Origin of the sequence: Pedobacter sp. V48 (assembly GCF_000523515.1) — a bacterium.
Classification (GTDB): domain Bacteria; phylum Bacteroidota; class Bacteroidia; order Sphingobacteriales; family Sphingobacteriaceae; genus Pedobacter.
In genome coordinates this window covers 371,870-387,512 of record NZ_AWRU01000013.1, presented here as the reverse complement: position 1 = coordinate 387,512, position 15,643 = coordinate 371,870, and the positions used below count along the sequence as shown (strand labels likewise).

Here is a 15,643-nt window from a genome sequence, read left to right as displayed (position 1 = left end):
GGCATAAAATATTTTCTGTCGGGTTGTAAACTTTATGTTCAAGGAAACGTTGTAGCTATTATGAGTACAGTTAAACCAATTTTAAGAATATTTGATTATGATAAAGCCATCGAATTCTATATAAACTGGCTGGGCTTTAAAATCAATTGGGAGCACCCGCATCACGATGATGCCCCCATATATCTGGAGGTAACATTAAGGGACATTACTTTAAACCTGTCAGAACATCATGGTGATGCAAGTCCTGGTTCACACGTATTTATTGAGGACTTTAAAGGTCTTCGTGCTTATCATAAAGAGTTAAACGACAAGAAATATAAATATAACCACCCAGGTTTGGAAGTGCCCGATTGGAATCCCAAAGCCATTACGGTAACTGTTTATGATCCTTTTGGTAATAGGATCACTTTCGCTGAAGAAGAATAACGTTTTATATTACTATTGAGCCCTTCCTTTCTCATCAAAAGATATGTTCTTGTTGTTTCCGGAAACCTTTGACCTTCCGAATAAGTAGGTAAGACCAAGACCGAAGGTTTTATAATAATAGTCTGCTGTTTCCGTCCGCAAAAATTCACTAAAACGTGTCTCATATTTGTTTACCGTACCCAGAAAATACGATGGGTTGACGATCAAATTATCGTTAAGCAACTTTAATCTGGCACCTACCCTGAAATCACGTACACTGTACGTGTATGTATTCCCACTGATTGAAGGAAGGCTCTGGCTGTAGTTCAGATATAAATTTAACAGTTTAGTTGCCTTGAAATTATTGTTAAAACTAAACGATGCAGAGCTTCCGTTTTGAATGTGAATAGCTTCTATTTTGGATTTTGAGGATGAATAAAAAAAAGAGGCCGAGCTGCTATTTTCCCACCACTTAAGAAATGTCCGGTTAATGGAAACATAGGCTCCCACGTTATCCCGGCTTATAAAATTTCCTCCACTTGACACCACTAATGGCCCCTCAATCGTTGTAAGTAATGAATTTACATCACTTGCATGTTGTGTAAATACAGTAAAAGAAACCATGCCTTTATATAGGTAGTTAAGTTCGAAGTTGTTACTGTATGAAGGTAAGAGGAGTGGATTTCCGATAAAATAAGTATAAATGTTTGTATAATAGGCAAAGGGATTTAAGGAACTGAGGCCCGGTCGGTTAATCCGCCTCGAATAATTTAAAGACAAAACATTGCTTTCGTCAGCTTTGTAAACAACATAGGCCGTAGGGAACAGGGCACCATAATTACGCTTATGACGCTGGTCTAAAGTAGGCGAATAACCATCCGTCATCGTGTACTCATAACGCAATCCTGCCGTCAACGTCAATTTTTTTGAAAGTTCAGATGACATACTGAAATAGGAGGCCAGGTTTTTTTCGGTATAGTTGAATTCGTTGCTGCGCGTTTTGTCCAACAAGAAATCTTCGTGAACGTAATTATAGTAATCCACATCAGCATTATTATTAAAATTGGCGAACTTAACACCTGTTTCTATTTTAGCCCATTTATAAGGTAATGTTAAATCTGATTGAATAGACCAGATATTGTATTTTGACGAGTTATTATTGCGAACTGCAGCATAGGTGCTTTCAGATTCAGAAACAAAATTATTTCTTATTTCAGGCCTGTTCGAGAAAAAATTAACAGAGCTACTTAATTTCTTTCCGGCCGAATCAATCATTAAATCGTGGTACACATTTAAGGTCTGTGCAAATAATGGCCTAAACATTTCGCCGTTAGTGTTCAAAATCGAGTCTACAGTATTGCTCTTACCATAGCTATAACTATTAACAAAGACATCGTTCTCTTTGCTTTGTGAAATATTATAAATAAACCCGATGTTATTGCGCTTGTTTAACTCATAATCTATACTTAAGCCAGCCTGCAAACCTGGTGTAATTGATATACGCTGCTCGTTACTAAGAATTTGACTAGAGTTTCCAACCATATTGAGCCAATTATCCTGCATATTGTGATAACGTGATTGGCCAAATGTAAAAGAGCTGTTAACTTTTTTTGAGCGGAAAAAAAGAGCCAGATTGTTATTATAGGAGGCGTAAAAGCCTTGCCGATATGTTGAACTTAATGATCCGCGCAATCCCAGAGATTCGTTTTTCTTTAAAACAATGTTAATCAGGCCCGCATCCCCCTGTGCCTCATATTTTGCTGGTGGGTTGGTAATGATCTCGATTTTTTCCACACCTTCAGATCTGAGTGCTTTCAGATAATTAGTCAGGTCTGTTCCGCTTAAATAAACTATTTTCTCATTTACCATAACCCCCAAGCCGCCTTTGCCCGCCATAGAAACGCCATTGTCGGATACCTTTAAAAAAGGCGCCACCTGCAAAGCCTCAAAGAGGGAAGAACCATTTCCCACCATAGTGTTGTTCAAGTTAAATATCCATCGATCAACCTTTCGTTCAAGAACAGGACGTTTACTTTCAATGGCGACTTCCCTGAGCTCTTTTAATTGCTTGTTGAGAACTACATCAGTTAATTTAACAGAAGAGCCGTCAAATTTAATATTGTTTAACAACTGGCTGTTGTAGCCTATGCACGAAACTTTAACTGTAAATACGCCGTTATTTAAATTAGTGACCTCGAAATAACCCTGTTTGTTACTTGCCTCATATTTTACCACGGTTGAGTCTGCAGCGTTTAAAACTGTTATGGTTGCACTTTCAATTCCCTTACCTCCGGCTTCTATTACCCTGCCAGAAACAGTCTGTGCAAAACTTTTATGAATCAAACTTAAAAGCAAAAGAAAACTTAATGTGCAGACTTTGTAGAAAAATAATTTCATATAAATTTGGTTGGTTTGCATAAAAGACACAAAAAATTAAAAAAAGTTGCTTGTCCATAACACCCAATGTCGTGTCTGCGATAGGAGAGATCCTTACTCCAATTTTTATATTATTACTATCTTTACTTAGGTATAAAAGTTTAAATATGGCGTTCCTCAACATAGATAGAATTAATGATTGAAGTAAGTCATATTCAGCCTATGATTAAAGAATGGAAATTGAGAACTTAAAACCGTTTGACGGCCAACATTGTGAAACTACTGCAACAGGCACTTTGTTGCGGCAACTTGATATTGAACTTTCTGAACCAATGCTTTTTGGCTTGGGCGAAGGTTTAGGATTTATATTTTGGAATATGAAATCAATGAATTTTCCTTTCATTGGTGGCCGAATAAAAACAGACCTTTTAACCCAAAATATTGCAAGAAATTTAAACCTTAAGTTAACTGTAAAAGAAGCTACATCAACTCAGAAGGCTTGGGATAGCGTAAAAGAACTTATTGACAACGGACGGACAGTTGGCTTAAAGTTAGACTGTTTTCATTTGCAATATTTTTCACAACCATTTCATTTTGCAGGGCATTATACCGCAATTTACGGTTACGACAATGAAAATGCTTTCTTGGTTGATACTAAACAACAAGGCGGACAAGTAAAAACTAGTTTAAAAAGTTTGGCATTAGCAAGAGCGGAAAAAGGTCCGATGTCATCTAAAAACTTGTATTATACATTAGATAAGACAGGCCATGATTTTGATTTAAAAAATGCAATTATTACAGCAATCAGAAATAATGCTGCCGATTATCTTAATCCACCAATTACGAATATTGGCTACAAGGGAATTTTGAAAACGAGTACTGAAATACTCAAATGGTTTAAAACAAGTAAAGACGTAGAAAACGATTTTAAAGCATCTGCAATGCTTATGGAAAAAGCAGGCACAGGTGGAGCATTATTCCGAAACCTGTATCGAGATTTTTTGAAAGAAAGTAACGAGTTGCTCAAAATCGACAAATTGAAATTAGCACATGAAGCATTTGCAGAAATTGCCAAACTTTGGACTTTAGTTTCTCAACTGTTCGAGAAAGCGAGCCTCACCAAAGATTATACATGCATTCAACAAGCATCAGAGATACTAAAAACAATATCCAACAAAGAAAAAACAACGATGGAAATATTGATAACAATATAATCAGTAATCCAGATCAAGGTATTCTATAGCAAGTGCCCTCACCTCCACTAGCCGCTACATTGGAAGTGAGGGCTATCTCAATCTCCTTCTTCCAATTCAAACACCTGTTCCACAGAAACTCCGAAGATAGCGGCTATCTTCAAAGACAGTACAGTTGAAGGGATATATTTGCCTGATTCCATGGTATTAATGGTTTGCCTGGATACATTTACTAAGCTAGCTAATTCGGCTTGAGTTATATTTTTTATTGCCCGTTGGACTCGTATTGAATTTTTCATGGCCAATTAGTAGTCCTCACTATTTTTTAAATTTTTATTCAACAAATACAAGCTGTAGTTGAACTTTATAATGTAAACAAGCAAAAGCGTAACTACATTATAAGTAACTATAAACACAAACCCAAGACCATAAGATGTGAAATTCAAAATTAATAAGATCGCATAGCTTATCAGGACTGCCCATTTCCACGATTCTAATCTAATTTTGCTTATTAGTTCATCTTCATTCATGTGCCTGGCGAACGAAACCATGAGTAAACCAATTATGACGCCCGAAAATGCAAGTTCATTAGTTAAATTGTAGTCAGCAGATCCACCATCATTTGGATAATAGATCTGAAAACCGGGTATGTTGTATCCATAAGATTCGGTGAGGATACCCAACGCCAAGAAAAGCAAAAATGTAACCCAGCCGATAAGGCGAAACTTTGCAGGAAGAAGAAATTGATTTTTCATATTTATATCTAGTTTACTTGATCAAATGTAAAATATATATATCAAAATGTCAAGTATATTTTACTAAATATGTTTGTTACACATTTAATAAATTGCAGTATATTTAAAAATACCGCTCAATCACCAAATATGAAAATCACCCTATTTACTTCCATGTTTTATACTGTTGTATATCGGAATGAAAGGCCAAACCAGTAAAAGTGAAAAATATAAGCCGGTTAATATAGATCCCTTGCTAAAAGCTCCTGTGATCTTACCAAAGGAGGGTTATTCAGTTACTAATATACAATTTATTGCGAACTATGATAAAAACCTTGGGATGATTGGTGGTGTAAATAGGTACCGTTTCCTACAATTTCAGAGGCAACATCCAGAAGTAATATGGCAATTTACTTATGACGCTGCCCAATTTAAAGTTAAGGACACTACGCTTTATCCCTTAAGGTGGGGATGAACGAAAATTATTCAATCTGATATGGGACTCATGGGGAGACCAATTCGGGCCAAAAGTAATATTACATGTTCAAATGCTAATTGGTAAATTTGAAAGGTATGGCATTACCAGAGATTTTATCATAAGAGATATATTAATACCAACCGAATGACTCTTAAATTATGATAGAAGCTGATTCTTTAAAAAACCTATACTCGAAAGCAAAGCTTGCTTTCAATAAATGTATTTTGAACCCCGATAATGGTTACCTAAAAGACGAGAATAATATTCCAATAAATGATATTATCTTGATGGAGGATTTTGTATGTGTGAAATTTCTTAAATATGAGATAGATACATTTGTAATAGAAGTAAAACTTCAATTGATTTCGCCAGACAAGCGTTTAATAGGAAAGTATTTTTATTATGAAAATGAAACAGGAGCGCCAGTTGATGATAGCTTGATATTTGTTTAAATATAACGTACCTCAACATAGATTCAATTATTTACCAATCGGAATTAAGATCCCTAATTTAAATTAACGCCCTTCAAATGATACAATCCATTATTGCTTTTTTAAAAACAAAACACCTACACCTTGGCATAGTCAGGTATTCCCTAGGGTTAGTTATGCTCATCTACGCCTTGCCTAAAACCTAAAAACTTAATTTGCACTTCCGGGTTCCATTTGGACAGATACGCAAACACTCGAAAACCTATCCAGCAGACAGTTGGCCTGGGTGTTTTTGGGATATTCTTCTTGGTTTCAAATGCTTTTAGGTTTTTTAGAACTAATGCCTGCTTTACTTTTGTTTTTTAAAAGAACAACTTTATTAGGTGCTATTTTAATGTTGCAAATAACACTTAATGTGGTTCTTATTAATTATTCATTAGACCTTTGGCCAGCAACAAAAATTATATCTTTAAGCCTTCTATTTCTTAATTTATTGATCTTCGCATTTGAAAGGGACCGCATAAGGTCTCTATTTTTAACAATTGTTGGTAAAGGATCAAAAGCAAAATCAAACATCATCGAAGTCATATTTAATGTGGCTATAATTGCCATCGTTAGTTACTTTTACTTGCAATAATTATTTAAGTATACAGACCAAACCAATGAACTAACTGGCGATTGGTTAAATCAACATCCTATTGAATGGACTTTACAAAAAGAAATGCGTAAGGATAGTGTTCTGGCTCCTCGTAATCTCAAGTTATATTTTTGGACCTACAATTTATAAATAGGTGGGCGACACTAGTCAAGTAAGCCTCACATCCTATAGTATTGATAAGCGAACACGCCAATTAACATTAAAGTTCAAGGATGGGAAGATTATAAAATGCAATTATTCATTTCCAAGCAGCACCGAGTTAAAAATTGAGATTATCAAAGATAATTCAACAGTAATTCAGTATTTCCAAAAGCGAATAATTAATGAAAATAGAAAGTGAGTTAGGGACCACGGGGAAAGGAAACCGTGATCGTTGGTGCTCATTTGAAAAATCAGGCTTCTCGGCATGCTAAAATTGTGTCAAATATATTTACTAGCTTTATCATAAACTTTTGTAATTACACATGATGAAATTGAGAACCGTTGTTTGCTTATTTCTTGTTATTGCTACCATATCATGTAAAACGAATAATGGCAGCTCTTGCAAAATAACCTATATCTTCAACAATTATAAGAAGATTGGAACAAAAGAGTACCTCGATGTTCGCGTTTTTGGTAGCCAACAAAATGGAAACCTTCTTATTTTAGTTGAAGATTGGCATAAATTGGAAGAAATACGCCGAACAAAAGGAATGGGCTATCGCGGTTCAGAATTAAATGGATTGGTAGTGAAATTAGTTAATGATCCTATTGCAAAATACAGCTATAAAAACCTTAAATCCATCATCGACTAACTATCTTTTGGAAGACTGTGTGGATAATTCCCTTAAGTTAAATAAAGATGCCAGGTTAGTTGTGCTGGCAGGGCATGCCCATATTAAAGAAAACTCAACACCAAAAAAAATGGCAGAGTTTTAAGGAAATGACCGGGATAGATCCGCTTACAATAGATCAGACTACATTAATGATAAATTCATGTAAGAATCTGTAAGCAAATAACAGATACAGATGTTTAGGAATTGTATTAGATTTATGTAATCATTATAAAATGAAGATGTTATATGAAAAAATATACCGTATTAATTTTTGTATTATTAGTAATAACTGCTGTTTCTTGTAAAAAGAAGGCAGGCCTTGATGTAAAAGAAATATTAACAGTATGTGGCACAAAGGATCCGTTAAAGAACATTAGTTGGCTTAAAACCGAGTACGCTAAAATAGCTTATGGGCCGACTGTTAACGGTATTGTTCTTTATAGATATAACAATAATGAAGTTATAGAAATACAGAATTCTCAATTTAGCTCTACTAATCAACATCAATATTCTTGCGATGGAACTAAACTCAATTTAGACGATCCGTCAGCGTTTAATAAATATAGACAAGACCGCAAATTGATTGGCATTTTGTTCGGCACAAATATTTGGAATTAACCGCATGGTAATTTCTAAAATTATATTATACCTGAATAGAGTATGAAAATAAAAGCTTGTGCTATTGTGATTTTTATTTCTTTTTTCATAAGCCAAGCTTATTCACAAAAGATACCATCACCGAAAGAAATGAGAGAGGTTTATCGTCAGTATTTTCTGGCAGCGTGCATTTATTTTGCATTTGGTGAAGAGGTTGTTGGTTCTAAGGACATCAGTCTCGCTGTATACTACGCAGTAGGTGATGAGTTTGGTGCTACTAACCACGCCCGTAAACTGGATTCATTGGCAAAGAAAATGGTGAACTCAATTACTCCAACTCAGGTTGATGACTATGAGGGGTGTAGGCCTATTTTAATGGATTGTATTGAATATTACGAGTAAGGAACTGAAAAGAGAGATCATAAAAATCCTAAAAACCCCCAGAAAAAATGAATTACTTGGGCCAGGAAGTAAATAGTGGCTACCTAGTCGCGTGAAAAGACTATAAGACATTAACAAATGGTTTGGTCAAGGTTTTTTAAGCATAATGCTAACATCTGGATAACATTATCCGTTTCATTCAGGTTTCATAGGTGTGTACACCTACAATACATCTATGAAATACCTATATAACTCCTTTCGTTATTATGCCGTGACCGAACCATTTGTAAGGTCTGATGCTGCAAAGGATAGTCGAAACTATATATTTTTAATATTTTATTCTCCAGCCCCAATAATCTTAAGCGAGTTAACTACTAGGTAGGTCTGAGGGCGTTGCTAGGGCCTAGGAAGGCCCTAGCAACCCATCGGTGTAAATAGTTTATACCCCGCCACTAAAAAGAAGGGAACATTAATTGGTTTTTAAGGAATTGCAAGGGGTGCGGATGTCTTGTGCCTAATCATCAAAGTCAATCCTATAAGCGCATAAATACTCAAAACAATCAGCGATACTATATTAACCGAAACGGCTATGTCTTTAGATTTCATGAACAGCGTTAATATAGAAAGCCCTATACCCGCACCTAAAAAGTACGATGTTGTACCAATGCTAGATCCAAGACCGTAATGCGCTCTAGGGATGCCTTGTACAGAGAGTACCGATAGGGCGGTGTAGCTCAATGTCATGCCTAGCCCGGTAACAAAGGTGGCCGATAGCAGTACCAGAACCAGCGAATGATTAAACAGCACGCTACTGGTTAAAAACACTCCGCCAATAAGCATACACAGCATTCCGGCTATGCCCAATTGCGAAACCGTAAGCCGTTTGGTTAATACAGGTATTCCTAATTTGGCGACCACGGCCGAGAGTAAACTAAACGGAACCAACAGCAAACCAGACTTTGCTGCACTTAAATTCATATCCTTTTGCAGAATCAACGAAACCATAAACAGGAAACCTGTAAAAAATGCGCCTAAAAGAATAAATACCAAATTGGCGGTAACTACAGAAGAGGAATTAAATATAGACAGGTCTATTAGCGGTTCCGATAGGCTTGTAAGTCTTTTATACAGCACTTTAATACAGATTAGAATGGCAACAGCTAGGAAAAGCAGTAATGCCGAATGGCTTTGAAACTCGCCCATCGTATGCACCGCATAACTGATCATCAACAGCGTTGCGGCCAGCAATAAGCCCGAAATAACATCGGGTGCTCTTTTGTTCTTTTCCGGTACATCTGCCTCCAGGTAAAAATAAGCGATAATAACTACCAGGAATAGGATAGGTACGTTGATCAGGAAAACCCAGTGCCATCCCCATAGGGTGCTAATGATGCCTCCAAAGGAAAGTCCGCTTCCAGATCCTATGGCGGCAAAAGAACTGAAAATACCTATTGCTTTGCTTCGCTCTTTTTCTTCTGTGAAATTGTGAATGACTATGGATAGGGACGAGGGCATGATCAACGCGGCTGCCAAACCTTGTATGGCCCTAAAAACAGCTAGCATTTCGAACGAGGGGGATAAACCGGCACCCAATGAGGTGAGTAAAAACAGCACAGATCCGACCATAAATATCTTCTTTTTACCTGCTACATCTGATAGTTTACCACCAATAATCAGAAACCCTCCGTATAGCAATACGTATAAGGTTTGCAGCCATTGCACCTGATCGTTGCCAACTTTGAACTGGGCTTGTATAGACGGTATGGTAAGGTTGATGATGGCAATATCCAGTGCTTCTACAAAAATGGCCATAGAAGCAATCATCAGAATGATATTCTTTTTTGAAAACATAAGTTAGCTCGTTGTCCTGTCAAAAGTATAAATAATGAGTTTCTGATTGAAGACATAAAAAATAATAAGAACAATTATATTGATATTTGTATTTTTATAGGACAAGAGTGTGTTAAGTACTTCAAAAGATGTCGAAAACAGAACAACAGAAATTACCCGAATTTAGTTTAGATGGTAAAGACCATGAAATACTGAAACTAATAGAATCAAATAGCAAACTTACAGTGAGGGAAATTGCTTCGCAAATTCATTTAAGTCCCACGCCAACGCATGATAGAATTAAGCGCTTAGAGAAAAGTGGTGTAATTAAGCAGTATTCAGCCGTGTTAGATAAGCGTCTGGTTGGTAAAAGGATGATTGTGCTGTGTATGGTTACCTTAAGAGAACACAATAAAAAAGCCGGGGCTATTTTTGTGAATGCCATAAAGGGGTTTAAAGAGGTCATTGAATGTTATAATATTTCAGGTGATTTTGATTTTATGCTCAAAATTGTAGCCGAGGATATGGAAAGCTATCATGCGTTTTTTGTAGATAAGTTAACAGAAGTACCGGGAATTGGACAGACTAAGAGCGTGTTTGTAATGGATGTGATTAAGGAAACGCATAATTTGATGTAGGGCTAGTTTACTAATTCTCTAACGCGTAATACGATACCTTGTTAAACAATTCCTCCGGTAAAAATGGTTTTATAATGTAATCATCTATACCCGCATCCTTTATCTGATCCTGGATTTCTGCAGCCAGGTTTGCGGTAAGTGCTATTATCGGTATCGTAACCCCAGATTTGCGCATCTTTTTTGCCGCCTCATAACCATCTAAAATAGGCATCTGCAAATCCATAAGCACCAGCTCGTGCTTGGTATGATCAAATTTGTGAAGTGCTTCAAATCCGTTTAATGCAACGTCAATTGATGCTCCCCAGCCCTCAAGGTATCGCTGGGCAACAAGAACGTTCATCGGGTTATCTTCTACCAATAAAATATGTACCCCTTCAAAAGGTTTTGATTTTTCTTTAATGGGTTCTGAGTTGTAATTGATTCCATTTCTTTTGCCGGCCTTTTCAAAAGTCTGCTCAAAATAGAAGGTAGACCCCTTGCCCTCAACACTTTTTACGTGTAGCGTAGCATCTTGCAGTTCAAGGATCTTTTTTGATATGGCCAACCCAAGTCCGGTACCTTTTGGACCTTTAAATCCTGAAGTATTTACCTGCATAAACCGTTCGAAAATAATAGCCAGTTTCTCTTTGGATATACCCATTCCTGTATCCTTTACCTCCACAGCAAGGGTAATTGAGGTTTTACTTTGAGATTCTACAGTTATGGTAACATTTACAGATCCTTTGTCGGTAAACTTGATGGCATTATGCACCAGGTTGGTAATTACCTGCGTAGTTCTGGTAGGATCGCCCATTACCTTACTTTGCATTTCTTTATCTATGGATAAATTAAGGGCTATACTTTTGTCTAGCGCTGCCATTTCAAGGCCCTTAACCACATAGCCCACAATAGAGGCAATATCCATTTCAACCCGTTCGATAGAGATTTTACCCGATTCAATTTTATTGTAATCCAGAATATCGTTTACAATAGCCAATAGGTTATTTGCCGAAAAGCGCAATACATCCAGTTGCTCTACCTGATCTTCGCGTGGATTGCTCTTTAACAGTAAATGGCTCATGCCAATTACGGCGTTTAATGGCGTCCTGATCTCATGGCTCATGTTGCTTAGGAATTCGCTTTTAGCACTTAACCCTTCTTCGGCCTGCGCTTTGGCTTGTTTTAAAGCAAAAGAAACCCTATGCGATAAGGCCAGCGACTGAAGGAAAAAGAAGGTGATGTAGCAGATAAAGCTGGCTAGTTGATAGGGAGGTGTAATTAACCAGTAGTGAAGCAGCGATATGGCAAATGCCGGAAACAGGGCAAAAGAACTCAATAAAGTGTATAGTGCCCCGGTTCTGTTTCTCCTGTATGCTCTTACATATATGTATGGAACATATAATAAGCTAAATAGCATTACAACTAAAAACGGATTAATTAATTGAGTAAAATAAACTGCCGGTAAAACCAGTACAGCCAAACTAAATAAACCGCATATGCCAAATATTATTTTTGCTACGGGTATGTTAATGTCTTTAGGATATAGATAAAGCGTGTAAAGCGCAAACAGACCTATGCCTATAAATAAGGAAAGATATTCTAATCTGATGGTTAACTGCCAGCCAAGGTTAGGGATAATGTTGTGCAGTACGTAGGTGTCTGTACCAATGGTTCTATAGCAATAAACGATAGAGAAGATGGCAAAAAACAAGATGGCTTTGTCGTTTTTGCCTTGCAGGTATAAGCCCATAAAGAAAAGACCGCCCATGATCATACATCCGGTAAGTATAAGGTTGATGGAGGCCGATTGTCGTTCTTTTAGAATTAATTGGTCTCTATTTCCAATTTCTATAGGCTTTTTAATGCCTCCTTTGCTATGGTCGAAATTGGAGATTTGTAGTAAAAGGTTTAGCGTATCAATGTCGGCAGGTATGGCAACCGTACGGTTTTCCCAATAGGGTTTAGATGTTTCTTTAGTGGTGCCAACTGTTCCGTTAGTGGCTTCTACCTTGCCATTTACATATAGCTTGTAAGCGGAGTAGGTTTCTGGAATGGCCAGTAATAAGGTCTCTTTAATGTGGGGCAATAATACGGTTACTTTATAGCTGGCATAGCCAAATCCTTTCCATACATATGGAAAATTAACAAGTTTACCGCCTTTAACAAGGGAGTCGTTAGGTTCTAGAAGCTGATTCCAGTAAAATTCCCACTGATTACTGAGTGCGATAATTTTATCAATAGAATGGTTGCGCAAATCAATCACAGCCTTTGGCTGATCGGATTGAAGAACGTTAGCGCCATTAGCCTTTTTACAGCTAATTAAGATTACTACTAGAAATAAGAGATAAGGTTTTTTAACCCACATTTATAAGTACTGCAAAATAATCAGCTAAATATACAAGTTTGTATGTTATGTTTCTATTTGATTTGTTACCTTATTTAAAGGATTGTATTCTATATATTTATCCTTTAACATAGAATTAACCAGATACGGATCTTTAAATGGTAAACAAAACAGGGGCGGCAGTGCTGTATCCTTCGGGTTGTATATTGGGCGAAAGCCCCATGTGGCACAATGAGCGACAGAGTTGCTTTTGGGTGGATATTGAGGCGCGTATGATTTGTGAATACAGCTTGTTTGATAAAAACCTTAGCCGATATCAGTTGTCTAAACGCGTTTCTTTAGTGGTTAAAGGCAATATTTTCGATGAACTTATTATAGGTTTGCAAGGTGGTGTGGCCAGGTTTAACTTGGTTACTGAAACTTTAACCATGCTTACAACAGAGCTCAATGCCGACTGGAAAAACTACCGCTGTAATGATGGTGGTTGTGACAATAGGGGTCGTTTATGGATAAGCACAACGGAGTTAAACCACAAAGAAGATGCGGGTGCACTTTATTGTATTGATAAGGATCTGCACGTTAGCGAAAAATTAGATAAGCTCTCTATTTCGAATGGCATGGCGTGGACTATTGACAACAAAAGACTCTATCATACCGATAGTGTTACGGGTGCAATTAAGGCGTACTTGTACGATGAGCGTACAGGCGATCTGGAATTTGAGCGTATTGTTGTTCAGGTTCCTGCAGAAAAAGGCGTGCCCGATGGGATTGCTTTGGATGCCGAAGGTAAGCTGTGGGTAGCTTTGTGGGGTGGATATGGTGTTGGCCGGTTTGATGTTGATTCGGGTGAAATGGTGGGGTTTGTTGATGTTCCTGCGCCTAATGTGAGCAGTTGTGCTTTTGTTGGAGGTGCGCTGGACCAGATGATTATCACTACTGCAAAAAAAGGAATGACAGAAAATGACCTTAAGGATTTTCCGGAAAGTGGTCATATATTTATAGTAGAGCCCGGCGTAGCAGGTGCTTCGGTTTTTAATTGCGCGTTATAATAAAATAGATATGGAAAAAAAGCTTCGCAGTCAGCAATGGTTTGGTAAAAAGGGGAAAGATGGGTTTATATACAGGGCCTGGATGAAAAACCAGGGCATTCCGGCTGATGAGTTTCAGGGTAAACCTGTTATTGGAATTTGCAATACATGGTCGGAATTAACTCCATGTAATGCCCACTTTAGGGAACTTGCCGAATCGGTAAAAAGAGGGGTAATTGAAGCAGGTGGCTTCCCGGTTGAATTTCCGGTGATGTCTTTAGGCGAAACCTTGATTAAACCTACGGCCATGCTTTACCGGAACCTGGTAAGTATGGATGTGGAAGAGTCCATCAGGGCAAACCCTATTGATGGCGTGGTGTTGATGTGTGGCTGCGACAAAACTACTCCGGCGCTTGTTATGGGTGCCTGCAGTGTAGATATTCCATCTATTGTGGTTTCGGGCGGTGCAATGCTTACGGGTAAATTTCAGGGCAAAAATATAGGTACAAGTGATATCTGGAGGTTCTCTGAAAGTGTAAGATCAGGAATCATGACAGAAGAGGAATTGAACCTGGCAGAGGCTGGTATGTGTAGGAGCAGGGGGCATTGTGCCGTAATGGGCACTGCATCTTCAATGGCTTGTATGGTTGAATCGCTAGGGCTATCGCTGCCTGGCAATGCGGCTATTCCAGCTGCTGATGCTTCCAGAAAGGTGCTTGCTCAGTTCTCAGGCCGCAGGATTGTGGATATGGTTAGGGAAGACCTGAAACCATCTGATGTTCTGGTGCCCAAAGCTTTTGAAAACGCAATAAAGGTAAACGCGGCCATTGGTGGCTCTACCAATTTTGTGATACACCTGCTGGCCATTGCAGGCAGGGTGGGTATAGAATTAACAATTGATGATTTTGATAAACACTCTGCAGGTATACCCCTTATTGCTAATCTGCAGCCTTCGGGCGAGCATTTTATGGAGGATCTGTATTATGCCGGTGGTTTGCCTGCCGTGATGAAAGAAATGCAGCGCTTTTTAAATGCTGAGTGTATTACGGTCAACGGCAGAAATATTGGTCAGAATCTAGAAAGGGCGCAGACCTTGAATCAGGAGGTGATAGCCTCTGTTGAAAGTCCTTTTAAACTGGATTCTGGCGTGGCAGTGTTAAAGGGTAATCTTTGTCCGGAGGGTGCTATCATTAAGCCTTCGGCTGCCAATCCGCGTTTAATGCAGCATACAGGTAGGGCCGTGGTATTTGAAAACATTGAAGATTATAAGCTTAGAATTGATGATCCGGAACTGGTAGTAGATGCGGACAGTGTATTGGTATTGAAAAATACAGGTCCTAAAGGTTATCCCGGTATGCCAGAGGTGGGTAATATGGGTTTACCTAAAAAGATGCTCGATTTGGGGGTTACAGATATGGTACGCATATCTGATGGTCGTATGAGTGGAACCGGATTTGGTACTGTGGTACTGCATGTATCGCCGGAAACGGCCGAAAACGGAACAATTGCCTTAGTTAAGGATGGGGATATGATTGAACTGGATGTAGCTGGCAGAAGGTTAAGCTTATTGGTGCCTGATGAAGAACTGGACCAGAGAAGGGCTTTACTTGCAGACCCTGTAAATCAGTTTAAGAGGGGCTATGCAAGGTTGTATGTAGAGCATGTTGAGCAGGCACATCTAGGTGCTGATTTTGATTTTTTAAAGGGTAACTCAGGTAGTGAAGTATTGCGCGATTCACATTAATATAAAAACAGA

Annotated in this window: 16 protein-coding genes; 10 read left to right on the top strand and 6 right to left on the bottom strand. The window is 38.0% G+C overall.

Annotation, left to right across the window (positions count from 1 at the left end):
- Nucleotides 1-60: 60 nt before the first annotated feature.
- Nucleotides 61-426: a glyoxalase superfamily protein gene (locus tag N824_RS13965; protein ID WP_048905739.1), complete on the top strand. Its 366-nt coding sequence runs from the start codon at nt 61-63 to the stop codon at nt 424-426.
- A 12-nt stretch (nt 427-438) separates the two neighbouring features.
- Here N824_RS13965 and N824_RS13960 read toward each other — a convergent pair whose 3' ends face one another.
- Complete coding sequence (locus N824_RS13960; RefSeq protein ID WP_161662319.1) at nt 439-2,802, bottom strand: outer membrane beta-barrel family protein; 2,364 nt, start codon at nt 2,800-2,802, stop codon at nt 439-441.
- A gap of 212 nt (nt 2,803-3,014) precedes the next feature.
- Between N824_RS13960 and N824_RS13955 the strand changes: the two genes are divergently transcribed.
- Nucleotides 3,015-3,995, top strand: a complete 981-nt coding sequence (locus N824_RS13955) for a BtrH N-terminal domain-containing protein (protein WP_048905737.1) — start codon at nt 3,015-3,017, stop codon at nt 3,993-3,995.
- 77 nt (nt 3,996-4,072) lie between these two features.
- Here the strand turns inward: N824_RS13955 and N824_RS13950 are convergent, their stop codons facing one another.
- Together N824_RS13950 and N824_RS13945 are read right to left on the bottom strand one after the other, a co-directional pair.
- Entirely contained in the window at nt 4,073-4,273 is a 201-nt protein-coding gene (locus tag N824_RS13950) for a helix-turn-helix transcriptional regulator (protein ID WP_048905793.1), read from the bottom strand.
- A gap of 6 nt (nt 4,274-4,279) precedes the next feature.
- Entirely contained in the window at nt 4,280-4,729 is a 450-nt protein-coding gene (locus N824_RS13945; RefSeq protein WP_048905736.1) for a hypothetical protein, read from the bottom strand.
- Nucleotides 4,730-4,907: 178 nt separating this feature from the next.
- On the opposite strand from N824_RS13945, the gene N824_RS13940 reads away from it, so the two are divergent.
- Both N824_RS13940 and N824_RS13935 read left to right on the top strand, forming a co-directional pair.
- Nucleotides 4,908-5,183: a hypothetical protein gene (locus N824_RS13940; protein WP_048905735.1), complete on the top strand. Its 276-nt coding sequence runs from the start codon at nt 4,908-4,910 to the stop codon at nt 5,181-5,183.
- Between the two features lie 161 nt (nt 5,184-5,344).
- A complete protein-coding gene (locus N824_RS13935; RefSeq protein ID WP_048905734.1) occupies nt 5,345-5,638 on the top strand; it encodes a hypothetical protein in 294 nt (97 codons plus the stop codon).
- 408 nt (nt 5,639-6,046) lie between these two features.
- Here N824_RS13935 and N824_RS30280 read toward each other — a convergent pair whose 3' ends face one another.
- The gene (locus N824_RS30280) at nt 6,047-6,229 is read right to left on the bottom strand and encodes a hypothetical protein (protein WP_152542270.1); all 183 of its coding nucleotides are present in this window, start codon (nt 6,227-6,229) and stop codon (nt 6,047-6,049) included.
- Nucleotides 6,230-6,739: 510 nt separating this feature from the next.
- Between N824_RS30280 and N824_RS13925 the strand changes: the two genes are divergently transcribed.
- From N824_RS13925 to N824_RS13915, 3 genes are all read left to right on the top strand, one after another.
- On the top strand, nt 6,740-7,069 hold the full coding sequence (locus N824_RS13925) for a hypothetical protein (protein WP_152542268.1): 330 nt from the start codon (nt 6,740-6,742) through the stop codon (nt 7,067-7,069).
- A 267-nt stretch (nt 7,070-7,336) separates the two neighbouring features.
- A complete protein-coding gene (locus N824_RS13920; RefSeq protein ID WP_048905731.1) occupies nt 7,337-7,708 on the top strand; it encodes a hypothetical protein in 372 nt (123 codons plus the stop codon).
- Nucleotides 7,709-7,750: 42 nt separating this feature from the next.
- Nucleotides 7,751-8,089, top strand: coding sequence for a hypothetical protein (locus N824_RS13915; protein WP_048905730.1), 339 nt, complete (start codon nt 7,751-7,753; stop codon nt 8,087-8,089).
- Between the two features lie 459 nt (nt 8,090-8,548).
- On the opposite strand, the gene N824_RS13910 is transcribed toward N824_RS13915, so the two are convergent.
- Entirely contained in the window at nt 8,549-9,919 is a 1,371-nt protein-coding gene (locus tag N824_RS13910; protein ID WP_048905729.1) for an MFS transporter, read from the bottom strand.
- Nucleotides 9,920-10,047: 128 nt separating this feature from the next.
- On the opposite strand from N824_RS13910, the gene N824_RS13905 reads away from it, so the two are divergent.
- Complete coding sequence (locus N824_RS13905) at nt 10,048-10,536, top strand: Lrp/AsnC family transcriptional regulator (RefSeq protein WP_048905728.1); 489 nt, start codon at nt 10,048-10,050, stop codon at nt 10,534-10,536.
- 10 nt (nt 10,537-10,546) lie between these two features.
- On the opposite strand, the gene N824_RS13900 is transcribed toward N824_RS13905, so the two are convergent.
- Nucleotides 10,547-12,880, bottom strand: a complete 2,334-nt coding sequence (locus N824_RS13900; RefSeq protein ID WP_052334141.1) for an ATP-binding protein — start codon at nt 12,878-12,880, stop codon at nt 10,547-10,549.
- A gap of 137 nt (nt 12,881-13,017) precedes the next feature.
- On the opposite strand from N824_RS13900, the gene N824_RS13895 reads away from it, so the two are divergent.
- Entirely contained in the window at nt 13,018-13,908 is an 891-nt protein-coding gene (locus tag N824_RS13895; RefSeq protein ID WP_048905727.1) for an SMP-30/gluconolactonase/LRE family protein, read from the top strand.
- A 10-nt stretch (nt 13,909-13,918) separates the two neighbouring features.
- Nucleotides 13,919-15,631, top strand: coding sequence for an IlvD/Edd family dehydratase (locus tag N824_RS13890; protein ID WP_048905726.1), 1,713 nt, complete (start codon nt 13,919-13,921; stop codon nt 15,629-15,631).
- The last annotated feature ends 12 nt before the right edge of the window (nt 15,632-15,643 follow it).

Bases quoted from the DNA above. Each gene is read 5' to 3' on its own strand.
- N824_RS13965 (WP_048905739.1), top strand. From the start codon at position 61: ATGAGTACAGTTAAACCAATTTTAAGAATATTTGATTATGATAAAGCC.
- N824_RS13960 (WP_161662319.1), bottom strand. From the start codon at position 2,802: ATGAAATTATTTTTCTACAAAGTCTGCACATTAAGTTTTCTTTTGCTT.
- N824_RS13955 (WP_048905737.1), top strand. From the start codon at position 3,015: ATGGAAATTGAGAACTTAAAACCGTTTGACGGCCAACATTGTGAAACT.
- N824_RS13950 (WP_048905793.1), bottom strand. From the start codon at position 4,273: ATGAAAAATTCAATACGAGTCCAACGGGCAATAAAAAATATAACTCAA.
- N824_RS13945 (WP_048905736.1), bottom strand. From the start codon at position 4,729: ATGAAAAATCAATTTCTTCTTCCTGCAAAGTTTCGCCTTATCGGCTGG.
- N824_RS13940 (WP_048905735.1), top strand. From the start codon at position 4,908: ATGAAAGGCCAAACCAGTAAAAGTGAAAAATATAAGCCGGTTAATATA.
- N824_RS13935 (WP_048905734.1), top strand. From the start codon at position 5,345: ATGATAGAAGCTGATTCTTTAAAAAACCTATACTCGAAAGCAAAGCTT.
- N824_RS30280 (WP_152542270.1), bottom strand. From the start codon at position 6,229: ATGGCAATTATAGCCACATTAAATATGACTTCGATGATGTTTGATTTT.
- N824_RS13925 (WP_152542268.1), top strand. From the start codon at position 6,740: ATGATGAAATTGAGAACCGTTGTTTGCTTATTTCTTGTTATTGCTACC.
- N824_RS13920 (WP_048905731.1), top strand. From the start codon at position 7,337: ATGAAAAAATATACCGTATTAATTTTTGTATTATTAGTAATAACTGCT.
- N824_RS13915 (WP_048905730.1), top strand. From the start codon at position 7,751: ATGAAAATAAAAGCTTGTGCTATTGTGATTTTTATTTCTTTTTTCATA.
- N824_RS13910 (WP_048905729.1), bottom strand. From the start codon at position 9,919: ATGTTTTCAAAAAAGAATATCATTCTGATGATTGCTTCTATGGCCATT.
- N824_RS13905 (WP_048905728.1), top strand. From the start codon at position 10,048: ATGTCGAAAACAGAACAACAGAAATTACCCGAATTTAGTTTAGATGGT.
- N824_RS13900 (WP_052334141.1), bottom strand. From the start codon at position 12,880: ATGTGGGTTAAAAAACCTTATCTCTTATTTCTAGTAGTAATCTTAATT.
- N824_RS13895 (WP_048905727.1), top strand. From the start codon at position 13,018: ATGGTAAACAAAACAGGGGCGGCAGTGCTGTATCCTTCGGGTTGTATA.
- N824_RS13890 (WP_048905726.1), top strand. From the start codon at position 13,919: ATGGAAAAAAAGCTTCGCAGTCAGCAATGGTTTGGTAAAAAGGGGAAA.